General features: G+C 56.2%; 12 protein-coding genes. 7 read left to right on the forward strand and 5 right to left on the reverse strand.

Annotation, left to right across the window (positions count from 1 at the left end; translation table 11 throughout):
- Nucleotides 1-180: 180 nt before the first annotated feature.
- Entirely contained in the window at nucleotides 181-1,377 is a 1,197-nt protein-coding gene (locus KSAC_RS00685) for an MFS transporter (protein ID WP_132303568.1), read from the reverse strand.
- 988 nt (nucleotides 1,378-2,365) lie between these two features.
- Here KSAC_RS00685 and KSAC_RS00690 point away from each other — a divergent pair.
- Together KSAC_RS00690 and KSAC_RS00695 are read left to right on the forward strand one after the other, a co-directional pair.
- On the forward strand, nucleotides 2,366-4,726 hold the full coding sequence (locus KSAC_RS00690) for a TonB-dependent receptor (RefSeq protein ID WP_243705243.1): 2,361 nt from the start codon (nucleotides 2,366-2,368) through the stop codon (nucleotides 4,724-4,726).
- Nucleotides 4,727-4,736: 10 nt separating this feature from the next.
- A complete protein-coding gene (locus KSAC_RS00695) occupies nucleotides 4,737-5,840 on the forward strand; it encodes a glycerophosphodiester phosphodiesterase family protein (protein ID WP_132303572.1) in 1,104 nt (367 codons plus the stop codon).
- 135 nt (nucleotides 5,841-5,975) lie between these two features.
- Here KSAC_RS00695 and KSAC_RS17160 read toward each other — a convergent pair whose 3' ends face one another.
- On the reverse strand, nucleotides 5,976-6,122 hold the full coding sequence (locus tag KSAC_RS17160) for a hypothetical protein (RefSeq protein ID WP_165927256.1): 147 nt from the start codon (nucleotides 6,120-6,122) through the stop codon (nucleotides 5,976-5,978).
- On the opposite strand from KSAC_RS17160, the gene KSAC_RS00700 reads away from it, so the two are divergent.
- Complete coding sequence (locus KSAC_RS00700) at nucleotides 6,114-6,746, forward strand: MarC family protein (RefSeq protein WP_132303574.1); 633 nt, start codon at nucleotides 6,114-6,116, stop codon at nucleotides 6,744-6,746. The two genes, KSAC_RS17160 and KSAC_RS00700, sit on opposite strands and share 9 nt — an antisense overlap.
- Before the next feature lie 84 nt (nucleotides 6,747-6,830).
- Here KSAC_RS00700 and KSAC_RS00705 read toward each other — a convergent pair whose 3' ends face one another.
- Entirely contained in the window at nucleotides 6,831-7,487 is a 657-nt protein-coding gene (locus tag KSAC_RS00705) for a TetR/AcrR family transcriptional regulator (RefSeq protein ID WP_132303576.1), read from the reverse strand.
- Between the two features lie 403 nt (nucleotides 7,488-7,890).
- Between KSAC_RS00705 and KSAC_RS00710 the strand changes: the two genes are divergently transcribed.
- From KSAC_RS00710 to KSAC_RS00725, 4 genes are all read left to right on the forward strand, one after another.
- The gene (locus tag KSAC_RS00710) at nucleotides 7,891-9,258 is read left to right on the forward strand and encodes a PQQ-dependent sugar dehydrogenase (protein ID WP_132303578.1); all 1,368 of its coding nucleotides are present in this window, start codon (nucleotides 7,891-7,893) and stop codon (nucleotides 9,256-9,258) included.
- 490 nt (nucleotides 9,259-9,748) lie between these two features.
- Nucleotides 9,749-12,163: a TonB-dependent receptor gene (locus KSAC_RS00715; RefSeq protein ID WP_102324068.1), complete on the forward strand. Its 2,415-nt coding sequence runs from the start codon at nucleotides 9,749-9,751 to the stop codon at nucleotides 12,161-12,163.
- Between the two features lie 43 nt (nucleotides 12,164-12,206).
- The gene (locus tag KSAC_RS00720; protein WP_102324067.1) at nucleotides 12,207-12,896 is read left to right on the forward strand and encodes a Fe2+-dependent dioxygenase; all 690 of its coding nucleotides are present in this window, start codon (nucleotides 12,207-12,209) and stop codon (nucleotides 12,894-12,896) included.
- A gap of 218 nt (nucleotides 12,897-13,114) precedes the next feature.
- A complete protein-coding gene (locus KSAC_RS00725; protein ID WP_132303580.1) occupies nucleotides 13,115-14,161 on the forward strand; it encodes an aldo/keto reductase in 1,047 nt (348 codons plus the stop codon).
- Nucleotides 14,162-14,214: 53 nt separating this feature from the next.
- Here the strand turns inward: KSAC_RS00725 and KSAC_RS00730 are convergent, their stop codons facing one another.
- Together KSAC_RS00730 and KSAC_RS00735 are read right to left on the reverse strand one after the other, a co-directional pair.
- On the reverse strand, nucleotides 14,215-15,165 hold the full coding sequence (locus KSAC_RS00730) for a hypothetical protein (RefSeq protein WP_132303582.1): 951 nt from the start codon (nucleotides 15,163-15,165) through the stop codon (nucleotides 14,215-14,217).
- Between the two features lie 83 nt (nucleotides 15,166-15,248).
- Nucleotides 15,249-16,793, reverse strand: a complete 1,545-nt coding sequence (locus KSAC_RS00735; protein ID WP_132303584.1) for a flippase — start codon at nucleotides 16,791-16,793, stop codon at nucleotides 15,249-15,251.
- Nucleotides 16,794-16,840: the final 47 nt, after the last annotated feature.

The raw sequence follows: 16,840 nt of genomic DNA on the forward strand, positions 1-16,840 counted from the left end.
GGATCACTGGTCGCATTTGTTGGGAATCTTTATCCCAAATGCCCTGCTCAAGTAGTGCGGAAAGCTCAGGCGGGTGTTCTGGAGCGCCTCATGATTGATAGTACGCATCACGAGGCTGATAGCATGGTGGTATTATTTTTGTACAGGTACGCCTGTAAAGGCAGCAGATAATGGCGGGGGTCAGTCCTCATGCTCGGCGGAAGACAGGCTGTATGGAAAGGCCTCCGGGTTGAAAAGGGCAAGCAGGATGCCGCCGAAGGCGACTGCGATGGCCAGAGGGGTTAAGACCCCAAAGCCGGCATGGGTCAGTATCTGTCCGCCTGCGGCGGAACCCAGCAGGATGCCGGCATTGCTGGCGGAATTGATGGCAGCCCCCGCCACGTCGGGGCGTGTCGCGCGGGCACGGATTGCGCCGGACATGACACAGGGAATAATGGCGGAATAGCCAGTACACCATAGTCCGACCGCACCCACGGCCATCCAGCCGGACAGGATGTGCCCATACATCAATCCCATGCCAACCAGCATGCAAAGACCACCGCCCAGCAGGCCCGCGGCCGGATGCCGGTCAATAATCTGTCCTGCCCCCCAAAGCCCAAGAATACTGACGGCACCCGTAAGCAACAGCGCAATGCTAAGCGCGCCTGTGGTCAGTCCATGGGCGAGCAGCAGGGGCGTGACATAGGTATAAAGCAGGTTATGCGCCACGAAGAATACGGCGTTGACAGCCACCACCACCAGAAAGATCCGCATGACCCGGCGGGAAGCAAGGCTGGGAATTCCGTCCCTGACCTGCACGGGGGACGAGACGGGGGGAAGGAAAAACGCGATGCACAATGTAAGCAGGACAGCAAGGCCCGTCATGATGAACATGGCAACCCGCCATCCTGCCAGATGCCCGACCGCCGCAGCCCCCGGCACGCCCAGAATTGCACCAAGAGAGGTGCCGCCAAAAACGAATGAAATGGCCCGTCCGGTCATGCGCTGTGGTACCAGTCGCGCCGCATAGGCCGAAACAATCGACATCAGCAGGGCATGCGCCAGTCCCCCGATCAGACGCCCTGTGCATAACAGGGCAAAGGTAGGGGCCATGGCGACGACAAGGTTGGACAGCACATAGCCTGACAGCGAGACGAGTACCAGCCTTTTGCGATCAATATGCGCGGTCATGATCGTAAGCGGTACGGCCCCCAATGTGACCATGAGGGCAAAGGCGCTGACGGCCAGTCCCGCCTGTCCTGCCGGGATACCGAAGGTCCGAGCCATATCGATCAGTATGCCAACGGGCGCTACTTCACTGGTCAGGGCTGTGAAGGTACACGCAAACAACGCCCAGAGACCAATAACGGCTCCAGCCGGCAGATTTTTAAAAAGCATGACGACCCGTTTCGAATACTGTCATTCGGACTGATACCGATTTTTCGAAACCCTTCTGGCACTCCCTGTGTAAAAACGGAATAGGTGGTTTTGGAATAGGAGGAAATCAGTATTATTACATAATTTTTCAGCACCATGGCAGCAAACAGGTTTTATCGGGATGTGTGGGGCTGTTTGCCAGATGGAATGGGGAAAGAGATGACAGTCCCGCCGTTTTCGCAAGGCGGACGGAGGGGGAAGGTGGAGCGTTGTAACGGTTTAAAAGCCTGTGTTGCGTCCGCTGTTCTTCATTGGATCTCCGGAAGTTCTCGATGAACGGCGGCATAGCTGCAAGTGGATAGGCGCTGTCGATACTTCATTGCTTCCGCTCACGGCTGCGACAGGGTTCGGCGGGAGACATCCCATCGCCATTCAGGTTTCGCTCCCAGATAGGCGATCAACATTCTGTTCCGATGACGACAGAAACAGAACGTTGCAACACGTTTATAGGTGTGTTGGGGCCAGAAATTGCTCAGATACAATTATTGGGTTGAAAAGTTGGAAGATATAATTCGGGTGGCAAAAGGATCGTATATCCATGGTAGCATTATACATTAAGAAACAATCCTATCGGCGATCGTCAGGATCGATTGATGTGTATAAATTTATAAAATCTTGCAATCATTGATTGATGCGAAATCTGCATAATGAAATCAGCTATTTATGATAATATTATCGCATCTAACCGTCTCGGAATGACGAATGGATAGGCATATAGAAGCATAAAGGAAAATAAACCTATCTTATGCGTATTTGTCATAAAAAATTCATGATGATGAAACGTATTGTTTCGGATGTGTTGCCTGCTTGCACTGTCATTTAAACTTCACGTGAACCGCAAAAGGGCGATCAGTAGATGGTTTCCTGCATTCGATATTGCAGGAGAATACTTGTGCCAACGAAGTTACGGCGTAATGGGCGTGTTGCTCTTGGCTTGTTCTGTTCCGCAATGGCCCTGTCCACGGCCCATGCCCAGACGGTACAGCCTTATGCAAAGGACAGAAAACCTGACCCGTCTGCCCGCAAGACGGCGGGGCCTGTGCATGGTCATAAGGAAGAAGCCTCTTCTTCTGCCAATGTCGAGCAGATCATGGCCACGGCCCGTCGCACGCGATCGGAACAGAGTATCAACCATACCCAGCTTCAGCGTATCCTGCCCGGTATAAACCCGGTCAAGGCCCTTGAGATCCTGCCCGGTGTGGTATTTGAAGATGCTGATCCGTGGGGAAATAACGAACAGAATTCATCACTGTATATCCATGGTTTCAATCAGAACCAGCTTGGCTTTACTCTGGATGGTGTCCCGCTGGGGGATCAGTCCTACGGTAACTTTAACGGCCTTTCTCCCCAGCGCGCGGCCATAAGCGAGAATATTGGTTCCGCTTCGGTTGCAACGGGGTCGGGTGCGCTGGGCACGGCATCGACCAGCAATCTTGGCGGATCGCTGCAGTTTACCACACAGGACCCGCTGCATAAGGCAGGCGGTCAACTGTCCCAGACATTTGGTAGCTGGTCCACGTTCCGCACGTTCGCGCGTGTTGATACCGGTGATTTTGGTAACGGGAATTCCGCCTATGTATCATGGGCGCGACAGGATGCGCGGGCATGGGATTTTGCGGGCCATCAGGGCGGCAATCAGGTCAATGCCAAGTTCGTTCATCAGGGATCAAAGGACAAGATCACTGCTTTCTTCGACTGGTCGGACAAGGTTGAACCCAACGAGGACGGTATTGTCGAACCACAGGGCGGCAACATGTATGTGCGCCCGTTCCTGTATCCCAGCCTGAACGAAGCGGTAAAATATTACAATTCAGCGCAATACCAGAATGCAGGACTGAATTACCGCAATTACTATTCCGATGCGCAGCGCGAGGATTTTCTTGCCTATGTAAAGTGGTCACACGATTTCAGTTCCCACCTGCACTGGGATAACCAGATCTATTATCATCATGATATGGGCGAAGGTGTGGTTGCGGGCCCGATTTCCGCTGCCGGACTGCCGACCCTGTTTGGCGCTTACTTTCCTACGGATTCCTCCAGCCAGCTTTCGGATGTGTTCGGTGGTTCTGGCATGGCGACACGTACTACGGAATACTGGGATAACCGGGGCGGCATCATGTCGACCCTGCATTATGATGTAGGGCATCATCATATTGAACTGGGTGGATGGTACGAGCGTAACAACAATACACAGGCGCGGCGTTGGTACGCTTTTGACATCAATAATCCCACCACACCTTATGACCGGCAGTCGAACCCGCTGATCCATCAATATACCAACTATTTCTATACAAATACATGGACGACCCATCTGCAGGATAACTGGCAGATTACGCAGAATTTCTCCCTTAGCGCGGGGTTCAAGTCCGAACTGGTCTATACCAACGGCACGCTGCCCGTTGCGGCGCTGCCCGGTTCGCTTTCCCCGTCCAATGCGCGGACAATTCCCGGCGGCACGATTGCGGCGGTCAAACCATTCCTGCCTGCGTTCGGGGCCTTGTGGAACTTTACGCCGCATGAGCAGTGGTTCGCCAATATTCAGGAAAACATGCGTTCGTTCCAGGATACGGGTTATGGCAGTGCCAGCCCCTGGGGCATGACCAGTCAGGCCGCGTTTGAAGATTTCAAGAAAAACGGCAAGCCGGAAACTGCCTGGACCTATGAGACGGGTCTGCGTACCAGCAGGCGTGTGCACTTTGGCCCGCTTACCAATTTCAGCGGTCAGCTTGAATATTATCACGTCCATTTCTCCAACCGCCTGCTCGCTGTTTCTTCTTCTCCCTCCCTTGGCTATATTTCAGGTAGTGCCACCATCCTGACCAATGTGGGTTCGGTTTCAACGGACGGTATGGATCTTTCGTTCACGGCGCAGTTCGGCCCGCATTTTTCATTCTATAATGCGCTTTCCTATAACAAATCCGTCTATAACGATAATTACATGAGCGGGACGACAGTGGTGCATACGGCAGGCAAGAATGTTGTCGGCCTGCCGGACTGGACCGAAAAATTCGTAGCATCCACCAACTGGGGTGATTTCTATGCACAGTTCACTGGTGATGTGATCGGCAGGCGTTACGCGACATTTACCAATGACCTGTCTGTCAAATCCTATGCCCTGTTCAGCGTCAATGCGGGATACACCATCCGGGGCATTCCCCATGTGCAGGGGCTTAAGATACAGGGTAATATCACCAACCTGACAGGGGACCGGGGCTGGTCTACCCTTAGCGCCACCAACGCGACCGCTCAGTACACGGCTTACCCGATCGCACCGCGCATGTTCTTCCTGACTGTCGGCGCGAGCTTCTAGGAACAGATGGATGCTGACACGTAGACAGGCCATGACAGGTACCCTGACGGGTCTGGGCATGTTGATGACGCGACAGGTTCTTGCGGCGCCCTCCCTGGCGCCGCAGCCTCTCCTTATGGCGCACAGGGGGGCTTCGGCCCTACGGCCTGAACATACGCTGGCTTCTTATGCCAAGGCCATAAGTGACGGGGCCGACTATATCGAGCCTGATCTGGTGCCAACAAAGGATGGCGTGCTGGTAGCACGCCATGAAAGTAACATCGCAGGCACGACCGATGTCGCACTGCGACCCGAATTCGCATCCCGCCGCCGCACGCTTACAATCGACGGCACGACGGAGACGGGGTGGTTTACGACAGATTTCACGCTGGCGGAACTCAAGACCCTGCGCGCCAAGGAGCGTCTGCCCGGCGTGCGGGCGCATAATACCCGTTATGATGGGTATTTCGATGTTCCCACATTTGAGGAAGTCATAGATTTCGTAGCTGCCGAATCAGCAGCGCGGGGACGTGTAATCGGACTGATACCTGAAATCAAGAACTCGACACATTTTCATAAACTGGGCCATACGCCAGAAGAAACATTCCTCCATGTTCTGGCCGCGCACGAATATACACGGTACTGCCCGCTGGAGGTCCAGTCGTTCGAGACAGCAAACCTGCGCCAGCTTCACGGCCGGGTACAGGCCATCAACCCGCAGGCACGGCTTATGTTCCTGATGGGCGAACGCAACCAGCATATTCCCGATACACTGGGATCAGCAAACCCTGTTACCTTTGGTGATCTCATGACGGTTGAGGGGCTGCGCAGCGTAAGGCAATACGCCGACGTGATCGGTCCATCCAATACAGATATCATTCCGCGCGATGCTTCGGGTGCATGGCTTGAGCCGACCAGCCTTATTGATGATGCCCATGGCGTCGGGCTGCTGGTGCATTCCTATACTTTCCGGCCCGAAAACTGCTTCCTGCCTGCGCAGTTACGTAATGGGGAAGGGGACAATGCGCGTAATCCCCAAGGGTCCATTGCCGAAATACGACGGTCCCTCGACCTCGGGCTGGATGGTTTCTTTACCGATGATCCTGCAATCGGTCGTATGGCATTGGGCAGCTAGAGACCGGTAGCCGCCGGGACTTTTCCGGGGAAGGCGCCGGACCGGTCAGGAAGCATGGCGCATTGCCATCAGATGCCCATGCTTCTGGCCATGATGGGCCGCCCCGCTGTAGCGGAAACCCTGCTGCCGACAAATTCATTTTGTGGGGTCGTAACGGTCCCTATAAAGACAGGCTGATGAAGCGGGGGCCGCCCCATCCGTCAGGTAACGCTCCATCGCCCGGTCAATGCGGTATTCCGTGCCGCCGTAGAGTTTCACGAGAGAAGTCAGCAGTTGGACCATACAGAAATCGTCAAGGCGCTCGGCACTTTTCTGGCGATTATGAATCCCTTCCTCAGCCTGCCGGTATTCCTGGCGATGACATCAGGATTCACGGTTGCCCAGCAGCGCGTTCTGGCGGCGAAGGTTACATTATTTTCAGCCATCATGTGTCTGGTAATACTGTTTGCCGGGCAGAAAATTATCGGTTTCTTTGGCATTACCATTGACCAGTTCCGGATTGCTGGTGGTATTGTTCTGGCCCAGATTTCCTGGTCGATGCTCAACGGCAGCAATATCGCCTCCCATCAGGGCAGCCATCAGGAGCAGGCGCAGATCCAGAACCTGTCCGGACTGGCTTTCTATCCCCTGACTTTTCCCATGCTGATTGGTCCCGGCACGATCGCGACCATCATCATCTATACGGGCCATGGCGGGTCACTGAGCGCTACGCTGGAAGTGGGCGGCATCATTGCCGGAATTCTTCTGATATTATTTGGCGTGCTGTTCTTTTCATCGGAAATTGGCCGGGTCATGAGCGAGACGATGCGGACCATCACCACCCGTCTTATGGGCATGATTCTTCTGGCCATTTCCGTGGGTATGGTTGTAGCGGGTCTTAAGGCGGTGTTTCCGGGGCTGTCATAGCAGGCCCCACGTATCGAAATGCATGCAAAGAAATGGCGCATGTGATTGCAGTCTGCCTGTTTATACGTCGGACGGGCAGGGGGCTTATGTCCGGTCCTTGCGTATTCCGGACAGGAAGACTTCCCACGCGCGTTCGAAAAACCCGTTGCGTATCTGCGGGTCGCGCATCTTGTTCTGGCCTAGCATGGTATTCTGTAATGGCCAGCCCAGCACCAGACTCATCAGAACCCTGGTCGTTTCCTCATGATCAGTGGATTCAATGTAGCCTCGGTCAGCCGCAGTTTTCAGAAGCCGGCCGAGCGTCGCCACAAAAGGGTCCACGATCGTCTCCCGCATTTCCTCCGCTACGGAGGGGATGCGATGTCCGTCGGCAATAATGATCCTGTAGGCTTCAAGGGTTTCGGGCCTGAGCATGAAATCAAGGAAGAACAGCGCTATTTCCCGTGTGGCCGCCAGTGGATCGGTGGATGAAGCCTCGACCGCGCTGGCTTCTTCCAGCAGGAGTTTTCCACGCGCGGCGACCACGGCCCTGAACAGGGCTTCCTTTGAGGGATAGCGGCGATAGAGACTGGCCTTGCTGCACCCCGCCACGCGGGCGATCCGTTCCAGCGAGGTGGCGGCATAACCCTGTTTAACAAAAAGCGCGGTCGCCACATCAAGGACATGCCGGTCAAGCTGCGCCGAACCTTCCGGGGTTGGGCGCCCACCTGTGCGGGGTGGTCTTGATGGGGTGTCAGCCATGCTTCATCCTTGAATTTATAGCCTGTCGGCCACGATATGGCATGAAACATAACATGATATGTCCGTTTTACGCCAACACGCCCCGACGTATCCGACAGACGGGACACGCATGTCAGCAGCGTTTCTTCGTGTCCAGATCGCCGGAGGTTTTTCACAGGCGGAGACCGTAACCTGCATTCAGGAGATCGGGGACGTTGCAGGGAGGGCGGGGACGATCCCGAATTACCCTTCCTTGCCGGGGGAACCCCGGACTGAATGCCGGGCCGCCTGTTTTTGGAAAAAATCCGGTCCAGATGCGCGGGAATTGCTGACCCGGAAAGATAATTGATGACTTTACATGATCCAGTCGGCACGGCCTACGTTCGGGATTGTATCATGCAGGGTTCAGGATGGGAGAAGCACGATGAACGCAACGCAACGGGGTTATCTGGCGGGGGCGGCAGCCATCGCCCTGATGTTGGGGGTGGGAGCGTGGAAAGTGACCATGCGCCCTGAACAGGCGACGCTGCAGGTGGCGCAGGGAACCGGGCCGCATCCTGTATTGCCCGCACCGAACAGGACGCTCATGCCAACGGTGAACGTAGCGACACCCAGCGTCTGGCATGATGGGGAACACCCGATTACCGCGCCCGGACTGTCTGTCAGTGCGTATGCCACGCATCTCGATCATCCCCGCTGGCTCTATACGCTTCCGAATGGAGATGTTCTGGTTGCCGAGAGCAATTCCCCCGGAACGGATAAGCAGACGCTCAAGAATCGGATCGCCCGTTTCATTATGGGGCAGGTGGGGGCAGGCGGAGAAAGCCCGAACCGCATCATCCTGCTGCGGGATACAAAAGGAAATGGCGTGGCGGATGTGCAGACTGTCCTGCTCGACCATCTCTATTCTCCCTTTGGCATGGCGCTGGTGGGTGATGATCTTTATGTGGCGGATGCGAATGCGATCCTTCGCTTCCCATATCATGAGGGCGACACGCATATTACCGGGCCGGGCGTAAAGGTCACGGATCTGCCCGCGGGTTATAACCACCACTGGACCAAGAATATTCTGGCCAGCCCTGACAACAGGACCCTGTATGTCACCATCGGTTCCAACAGTAACATTGCCGATAATGGCATGGCGGTGGAAGAAGGGCGGGCCCGGATCGACCGGCTGGATATCGCGACGGGAGAACTGACACCTTTTGCTACGGGCATGCGCAACCCGAATGGTCTGGCATGGGAACCCCATACGGGTGCGCTGTGGGCGGTTGTCAATGAGCGTGACGAGATCGGCAGTGATCTGGTGCCTGATTACATAACCGCCGTGCAGGAAGGGGCGTTCTATGGTTGGCCCTACAGTTATTATGGACAGCATGTCGATACGCGGGCGCAGCCACAGCAGCCCGACATGGTGGCGCGGGCGATTGCGCCGGATTACGCGGTCGGGCCGCATACCGCATCCCTCGGCATCGCATTTTCCGACAATGCAGCCCTTCTGCCCGATGACTGGCGGCACGGATTATTCGTCGCCCAGCACGGTTCATGGAACCGACGGCCCAAAAGTGGCTATAAGGTCGTTTATGTACCGTTTGTCGATGGCCATCCGGTGGGAACGCCCAAAGATGTGCTGACGGGATTTCTGACGCCTGACGAAGCGCATGTACACGGTCGCCCGGTGGGCATGGCGCTGGATCATGACGGTGCCCTGTTGGTGGCGGATGATGTAGGCGGTGTTATCTGGCGCGTTACCGGAAACGGGCAGGGCGCGACGGCAGCGGGACACGAATAAACAGGGAGCGCCAGATGTGGCGCTCAACCTGATTTGCCGATCCGGGCGTGGCGGTAGCATTGACCGGGGCATCGGATGGGGAATGTTGCCCATTCCGGTCGGGCCGTGTCGCCTGTGGCACAAGAGGGCCTTCTCCGGGGCCCGATGCACTACTTCGTATTTTATATACTGCCCATACAGGAGAGAAGGCCTGTTCTCTCTCCTGTATGGAGCTGATCTCCTCACTACAATGACAAGCGGAGGAGAATTTTCCACCGCCAGAAGGTCGTGAGGCCCCCGAAGCATAAGGCAGCGCTTCTGTTCAGGATTCCCGCAAAAAAGAAGGAAACTGACGTGTCTCCTGATCCTTCTCCGGAAAGCACGACGTCAGTTAAGAATGCGAAACTGTTGCATTTCTGAGACACCCTGCAATGATCTGCAATAGAGGATATTGAGAATAATTATCAAAGTGTTTATGGCAACAGTCTGCAATTAAGAGGCTGTCGCAATAATGAGAAACAAGACCATACGCCAGAAACTCAGGCCTTTTTCCCTGCTTACCGCCAGCATGGCTCTTGCCTGCGCGGCATCGGGTGCGCAGGCGGCGTCGGACCCGGCATCTCCCGCCGCGCAGGATTCCAGCTCGACCACGACGGGTTCGTCCACCAGGACTGACACCAGTGTTCAGGATGCCTACACACATGATTCGGACCATAGCCATGATCTGACCCACGTCACGGCATCCCCGATGAATGTGCTGCATGAATCCATCGGTCTGAGCCGCATGCCGCAGGACGCCATGCACACGCCGCAGAACGTGAACGTTGTGCCGCAGATACTCATGCAGCAGCAGAATGTTAAATCCCTTGATGAGGCCCTGAAAAACGTGCCGGGCATCACCGCTTCGGTGGGCGAGGGCGAAGGCGGCATGGCCGGGGACCAGTTCCTGATCCGTGGTTTCGCGGCACAGAACGATATTTATGAAAACGGCCTGCGTGACTTTGGCGTCTACACGCGCGACAGCTTCTATTATGACCACGTTTCGGTCATCAAGGGACCGTCATCGGAAGTGTTTGGCAATGGCACGACCGGGGGCGCGATCAACATCGTGACCAAGACCCCCCATCTGGGCAACAGCTATCAGGCCAGTTTTTCAGGCGGCAGCGGGTCCTATTATCGCGGCACGCTGGATGTGAACTATCAGCTTAACAGCACGACCGCCTTCCGCCTGACCGGTATGGGTAATGAGAACAACGTGGTCGGGCGTGATTACATCTATTCCCACCGTTGGGGCATTGCACCGTCGCTTGCGTTCGGTCTGGGCAAGAAAGTGTCCTTCGTTCTGGAATATTTCCACCAGAACGATAACCGCATCCCTGATTACGGCGTGCCGGTCGTCTATTCATCCGCCAACGCCATTGGGCGCCCCGTTACCGAATATGGTGTCAAGCGCACCAACTGGTATGGCACCACCTATGATCAGGATGATTCCAGCACGGACATGATCACCGGTCGCCTGACGGCCAAGGTCAATCCGATCCTGACGTTATATAACGACATGCGTGGCGGTATCTTCCATCGCTACTTCTCCGCATCGCAGGAAGCATGTTCGAACTTCAGCAGCGGCGCCACCCTGACGAACAATACCATCAATGGCGTTGCACCGTCGTCCACCTGCCAGTCCGATTTCTTTTCCTCCAACCCTGCCGCGGCACAGGTGGCGCGTAATGGTGGAGTGGGTGGTCCGGAACCCTACCGGCAGAGCGACTGGTCCATACAGGATGTGTTTTCCGGTGTCGCACACCTGAAGACCGGGCGTATCCGTCATGAAATCATCGGCGGTTTCGACATTGAATACGTGACCGACCATCGCCAGAACTACGCTTATGGCTCCAACCGTCCCGGCACCAGCCTGCTTGATCCCTCGCCTTACGTGCCGGGGCTGACGCTGGGGAACTGTAGCCAGTATCCGAACCGGCTGGTCAATATCGGCAATGGCGTAGGGCGCAAATGCTACAAGGACAGTGACGCGCTGGATGTCGGCTTCTTCCTGTCGGATCAGGTCTGGCTGACGGATTACCTGTCGGTCAAGGCCGGTTTCCGCTGGGATAACTGGAACAGCCATTACAGCGCCACCGGTGGCAGCACGGCTACGCCCGATGTGCATTACGGCCAGAACGAGACGACCATCAACCCGTCCGTCAGCATCATGTACACCCCGCGCAGCAACCTCATGGTGTATTTCAACTGGTCGGAATCCACCACGCCGCTCAGCCTGTATGTCACCAACAGCTCGGAACCCCTGAACGCCAAGAGTGCGAGTGCTGCCCCAGAACGCAGCAGGCTGTATGAAGTCGGCACGAAATACAGCGCCTTCCACGATCGCATCGGCTTTACCGCTGCCCTGTTCCGGCTGGAAAAGAACAATTCGGTCCAGACCGACCCCAGCACGGGCGATATCAGCGCGACCAGCGATCAGGAACGCAATCAGGGGCTTGAACTCAGCGCATCTGGCACGCTCCTGCCCAACTGGATGTTCTACGGCACCTATGCACTGTACGATCCCACCATTACCAAGGCCGGTTCCACGACTTCCAAGCAGGGTGGGCAGATCCAGTACGTGCCACATAATCAGGCAACGGCCTGGACCAGTTATGAGATCGCGCCCCGCAAGCCATGGAACATGACCATCGGCGGCGGTATCACATGGCGGCAGGGCGTATGGCTGGATCAGGCCAATACCGCGCGCGTGCCCGCCACGGTGGAATTCGATGCGATGGTCTCGCACCATTTCGCCGATCACTGGAAGGTGGCGATGAATGCCTATAACCTTGATAACCGGCTGAATTACGGCAGCCTGTTTTCAAACCGGGTTACCCCTTCCATCGGGCGGTCATTTCTGTTCAACATCTCCGCACAGTACTGACCCGCATGTCGCGACAGCGACATGCTAACCGAGGCAATCTTTCATGCTGCTGCATATCCCCGCCCTGCTTACCGCCGACGAACTGTCCCATTGCCGCGCCACGCTGAAAAATGCGCAATGGACCGATGGCCGCGAGACGGCGGGGATACAGTCAGCCAAAAGCAAGAACAACCTGCAACTGCCGCGGGATAGTGAAGCCTGCCGGGAACTGGGTGAAGTGGTCCTGCGGGCATTGGGGCGCAATGCCCTGTTCAACAGCGCGGTGCTGCCCTACCGGGTCAGCCCGCCGCTGTTCAACCGCTATGACAGCGGCATGAGCTTTGGCGCGCATGTGGATAATGCCATCCGGGGCATTCTGGCCGCTGGCATCCATACGCGTATCCGCACGGATGTGTCATCCACCCTGTTTCTGGCGGATCCGGATGAATATGATGGTGGTGAGCTAACCATCCATACAAACGGCAATGAACAGGCCATCAAACTGCCAGCGGGCGATATGGTGCTGTACCCCACCACCGCCCTGCATAGCGTGACGCCGGTGACACGCGGCAGCCGGGTTGCCGCTTTTTTCTGGTCCCAGTCGATGATTGCGGAAGAAAGCCGCAGGCAGATCATGTTCGATCTGGACATGCAGGTCACATTGCTGCGGGAGCGGCTGGGTGATTCCGACCCAGCCGTCCTGTCGCTGACCAACATCTATCACAACATGATGCGGCAATGGTGCATCCTGTAAGACAGGCTGGAAATACAGGCATTTGGCCCATGTTCCGGATTGTCTTTTCGTGCGTCTCATCCATGAAAACACGGCATGCGCAGGGTGATCGGTAAAGACGGGCGCGCGCCCGTGCCGGTTGCGTCATCGTTTATGCCCTGCAAGACTGTGTTTCATGGATCGCTCAGGCATGCCTGCGGGTACATGTCGTGTCCGCCATTCAAGCAACAGGTTTTTACATGAAGTCACGTGAACTCGGTCGTACAGGCATTCTGGTAAGTGAAATCTGCCTTGGTACAATGACATTTGGCCAGCAGAATACGGAAGTGGAGGGACATGCCCAGCTTGATATGGCCCTTGCGCACGGTATCAATTTTATCGACACCGCCGAACTGTATTCCATTCCCCCGCGTGCCGAGACCCAGGGCGCTACGGAAGCGATTATCGGTAGCTGGCTAAAAGCGCGTGGCGGGCGGGACAGGCTGATCATTGCCAGCAAGGCGGTGGGGCGCGGTAATTCCCCATGGTTCCGGCCCAATGGTGAAGAAACCCGCCTGTCTCCCGGCCAGATCCGTTATGCGCTGGAAGGATCGCTGCGGCGGCTGGGCACGGATTACATAGACCTGTACCAGTTGCACTGGCCAGATCGCAAGATTGGACTGTTCGGGGAGGGGGGGAACACCTTTACGACCGTTCCGGATGCAGATGAAATTCCCATTGCGGAAACGCTGGGCGTGCTGGGGGATCTGGTAAATGAAGGCAAGATTCGCCATGTCGGCCTGTCCAACGAAACGGCATGGGGGGTCTCGCAATATCTGGCCGAGGCAAAAAACGGTGCGCCACGGGTGGTTTCGATCCAGAACGCCTACAACCTGATCAATCGCACGTTTGAAATCGGTCTGGCCGAAATGGCACTGCGTGAAAGCGTGGGGCTTCTGGCCTATTCGCCGCTGGCCCAAGGATACCTGACCGGGAAATATCTTAATGGCGCACGGCCTGCGGGTGCGCGTACCACCCTGTTCAACCGTGGCCAGCGCTACCAGAAACCGGGTGTGGATGAAGCCATTACCGCCTACCTGCAACTGGCGCGGGAGGAGGGCATGGACCCTGTCCAGATGGCCGTCGCCTTCGTAACATCACGCCCCTTTGTTACATCCAACATCATCGGGGCGACCAGCACGGAACAGCTTGAAACCATTCTGGGTTCGGTGAATGTAACCATTACGCCAGAACTGGAGGACAGGATCAACGCCATCCATCAGGTGCATTCCAACCCGGCCCCCTGATCATGTCCTGACTGCCCTGTTCATATGCATGAACGGGGCAGGGAGAGAGGTTCTTATTTGTTGGAAAAGGGCTGTCCATCCCAGGTCACGACCTTTCCCGGCCCACAGACTGCCCCCTGCGTTCCCCCAAAGCCATAAAGGGTCGCCGGGATCTTGATGTTGTTGTAAGGCAGGGTGCTCTGGACGAAGCAGGGCTGTTTGGGGTGCTTGGGGTCCCATCCATCGACCGTAATGCTTGAACCCGCACTCATGTAAAGCGATCCGGCGGGCACGCCAACCAGGGCACCCAGCACGATTTCCGGTTTGCCCGTATCGGCATTTTCAATATGACCGGTGAAGGATGTGCCACCGCGCAGGATCATCTGCTGACCATTGAAATCAAAACTCGTACCTTCAAAATCAAATTCCCAGCATGATTCCTCATCTATCCCGGCAAAGGTATTGTTATAAATGGTTCCACCGGAAAAGGTGGAACGTTCCCCTGCATTATGCGTGCCGGGCTGTGTATAAATGCCAATATTTCCATTGCCGATCATGACATTGAACATATCAACGCCCCAGACATTATTGCCCAGAGAGAGACCGTGATTGAACCCCTGAATTGAAACACTGAAAAGTGCCATGGCGGCATTGACGTTATAGTTGTTATTTCCGGTATAATTCATTGTTATGCCGTCAATGGACTTGTTGCCCCGTAATGTAATGCCTTCCAGCCGGTTTGTCGTTGCCCAGTCATGATGGGGAAACCCGTCCTGCGACACATAAAGACAGGTGCCCGATGTCATGCGGCATTCCAGTATTGCGTTGCGTATCGTCACCAGTTCAGGATTGACCCGTAATGTTCTGGTCAGAACTTTTGTTGCGCCCTGCAGATCAACAATACAGCTTCGTGTGCCTGCGTAACAGCCATTCAGCATGGCCTGCAGGGCCGTACTATCATCGGCCCGGGCCAATGCTGCTGGAATGACGCCCCCCAGCAGCGCAAGAAAAACTGGATACTTCATCTGGCCTTTACTCCCCGTTTCAGGTGATGCGTATATGGCTGGCATCGGATATTTCCGTCTGACGCCCATCTTCCATCTCAGCCTTATCCCGCTGAACGGGGCCAGCGCATGCTCTGCCGCCCTGTTATCCACGCCCGGACAACCGCGTTGCGGGCATAGGCTCTTTCGCTTTCCGCAAGGCCATGCATCCACAGCACCATATAAAACCCGATCAGTCCTGCCGCGCCAATCAGGCAACTGGTCAGATGACCGGTCTGGGGAAGGGCCAGCAGCATGGTTCCCAGCCCGATTGCAGCCGTTGGCACCAGATGTCGTACGACCTGCGCCAGCCATTGATACAGACGGATGCCCAGGGCTATGCGCACCACGCAGTCCATGATGCTACGGCTTGCCCATGCAAAGGCGGCGCCATTCACCCCGAACCAGTGCAGGAACACCAGCAGCAGGGGAATATAGATCATGACCTCCATGACCGACAGGATGGCATTCAGATCCGCGCGTCCGATCCCGTCCAGAAAACCGGCGGCAACGGCGTCGATACCAAAAAAGAATACACCGATGCTCAGACATTTCATGATCAGGGTGCTGTGTCGCGCGAAATCCGACCCGACCCACAGGGATAAGATGTCATGGCTGAACAATGCACCCAGCAGGCAGAACGGGAATAGCAGCCCCACCACGGTCTGGATACTGTTGCGATAGAGTGCTGTCGTGGCCGATGTGTCGTTACGCCATGATGCCGCCATTGCGGGATAGGCGGTGCTGGTGACTGCCATGGTAATCATGGACAGGCGCGCGACAACGTCAAACGCTGTCGTATAATACCCCGTGACCGCAGCGGACAGTACGGTCGCGATCATGAAACGGTCCATATAGGACAGGATCGGGAACATAAGGTTGGACAGGGTCATCCAGCCGCCAATGCGGAACAGGGGCCGCAGCAGGCTGAAAGCGGGCCGGGCCGTAAACAGGGTGGGCATGATGCGCAGGCATACCCAGCCATATCCCACCGTCATCGCCACCCGACACAGTGCCAGCATGAGCATGACACCCACCAGACTGTTCCACACCTGCACGATAAGCAGGGGGCCGAGATAGTACATGATGGAAATGGGAATATTGATCAGATTGGCGGTGCGGAACGCCTGATAGGCGGACATGACCCCCCACATGGCAGCATTTATCATGACTAGGGGAGCCGTGGCGCAGAGAATCCACATGGCAACCACCGTCTGGTGCCGCAGGTCCGCTGCGATTTTCAGCCCATGATAAACCCATAGATGAACCCCGAACGCCGCGATACCGCCCCCGACCAGCCCGAACAGGCCCAGCGCCAGCATGCCGGTCAGGACCAGCGTTGCGGATTCCTTTTCCCGGCCTTCCGCGATGCGCTCGGCTATGGCGCGTGTCAGGGCGCGCCCCAGTCCAAAATCGAATATGCCAAACGTGCCGATCAGGCTTAGCGCTATGGTCAGTACGCCCCAACGGGCAAGCCCCAGTCGGGTGATCAGCGGGGGAGTAACCAGCAGGGCTACGGCAACCGGCCCGATGCGGCCCAGCATATTCCATCCCGCATTGAATAAAACGGTCTGCATACGGGTCAGGCGCGTCAGGTCCGGTGATGTCATGGAAGCAAGATCCTGCCCGTTTTTTCAACAGCATGCGTCGGCTGTCA

It is taken from the genome of Komagataeibacter saccharivorans (assembly GCF_004348195.1).
Taxonomy (GTDB): Bacteria; Pseudomonadota; Alphaproteobacteria; order Acetobacterales; family Acetobacteraceae; genus Komagataeibacter; species Komagataeibacter saccharivorans.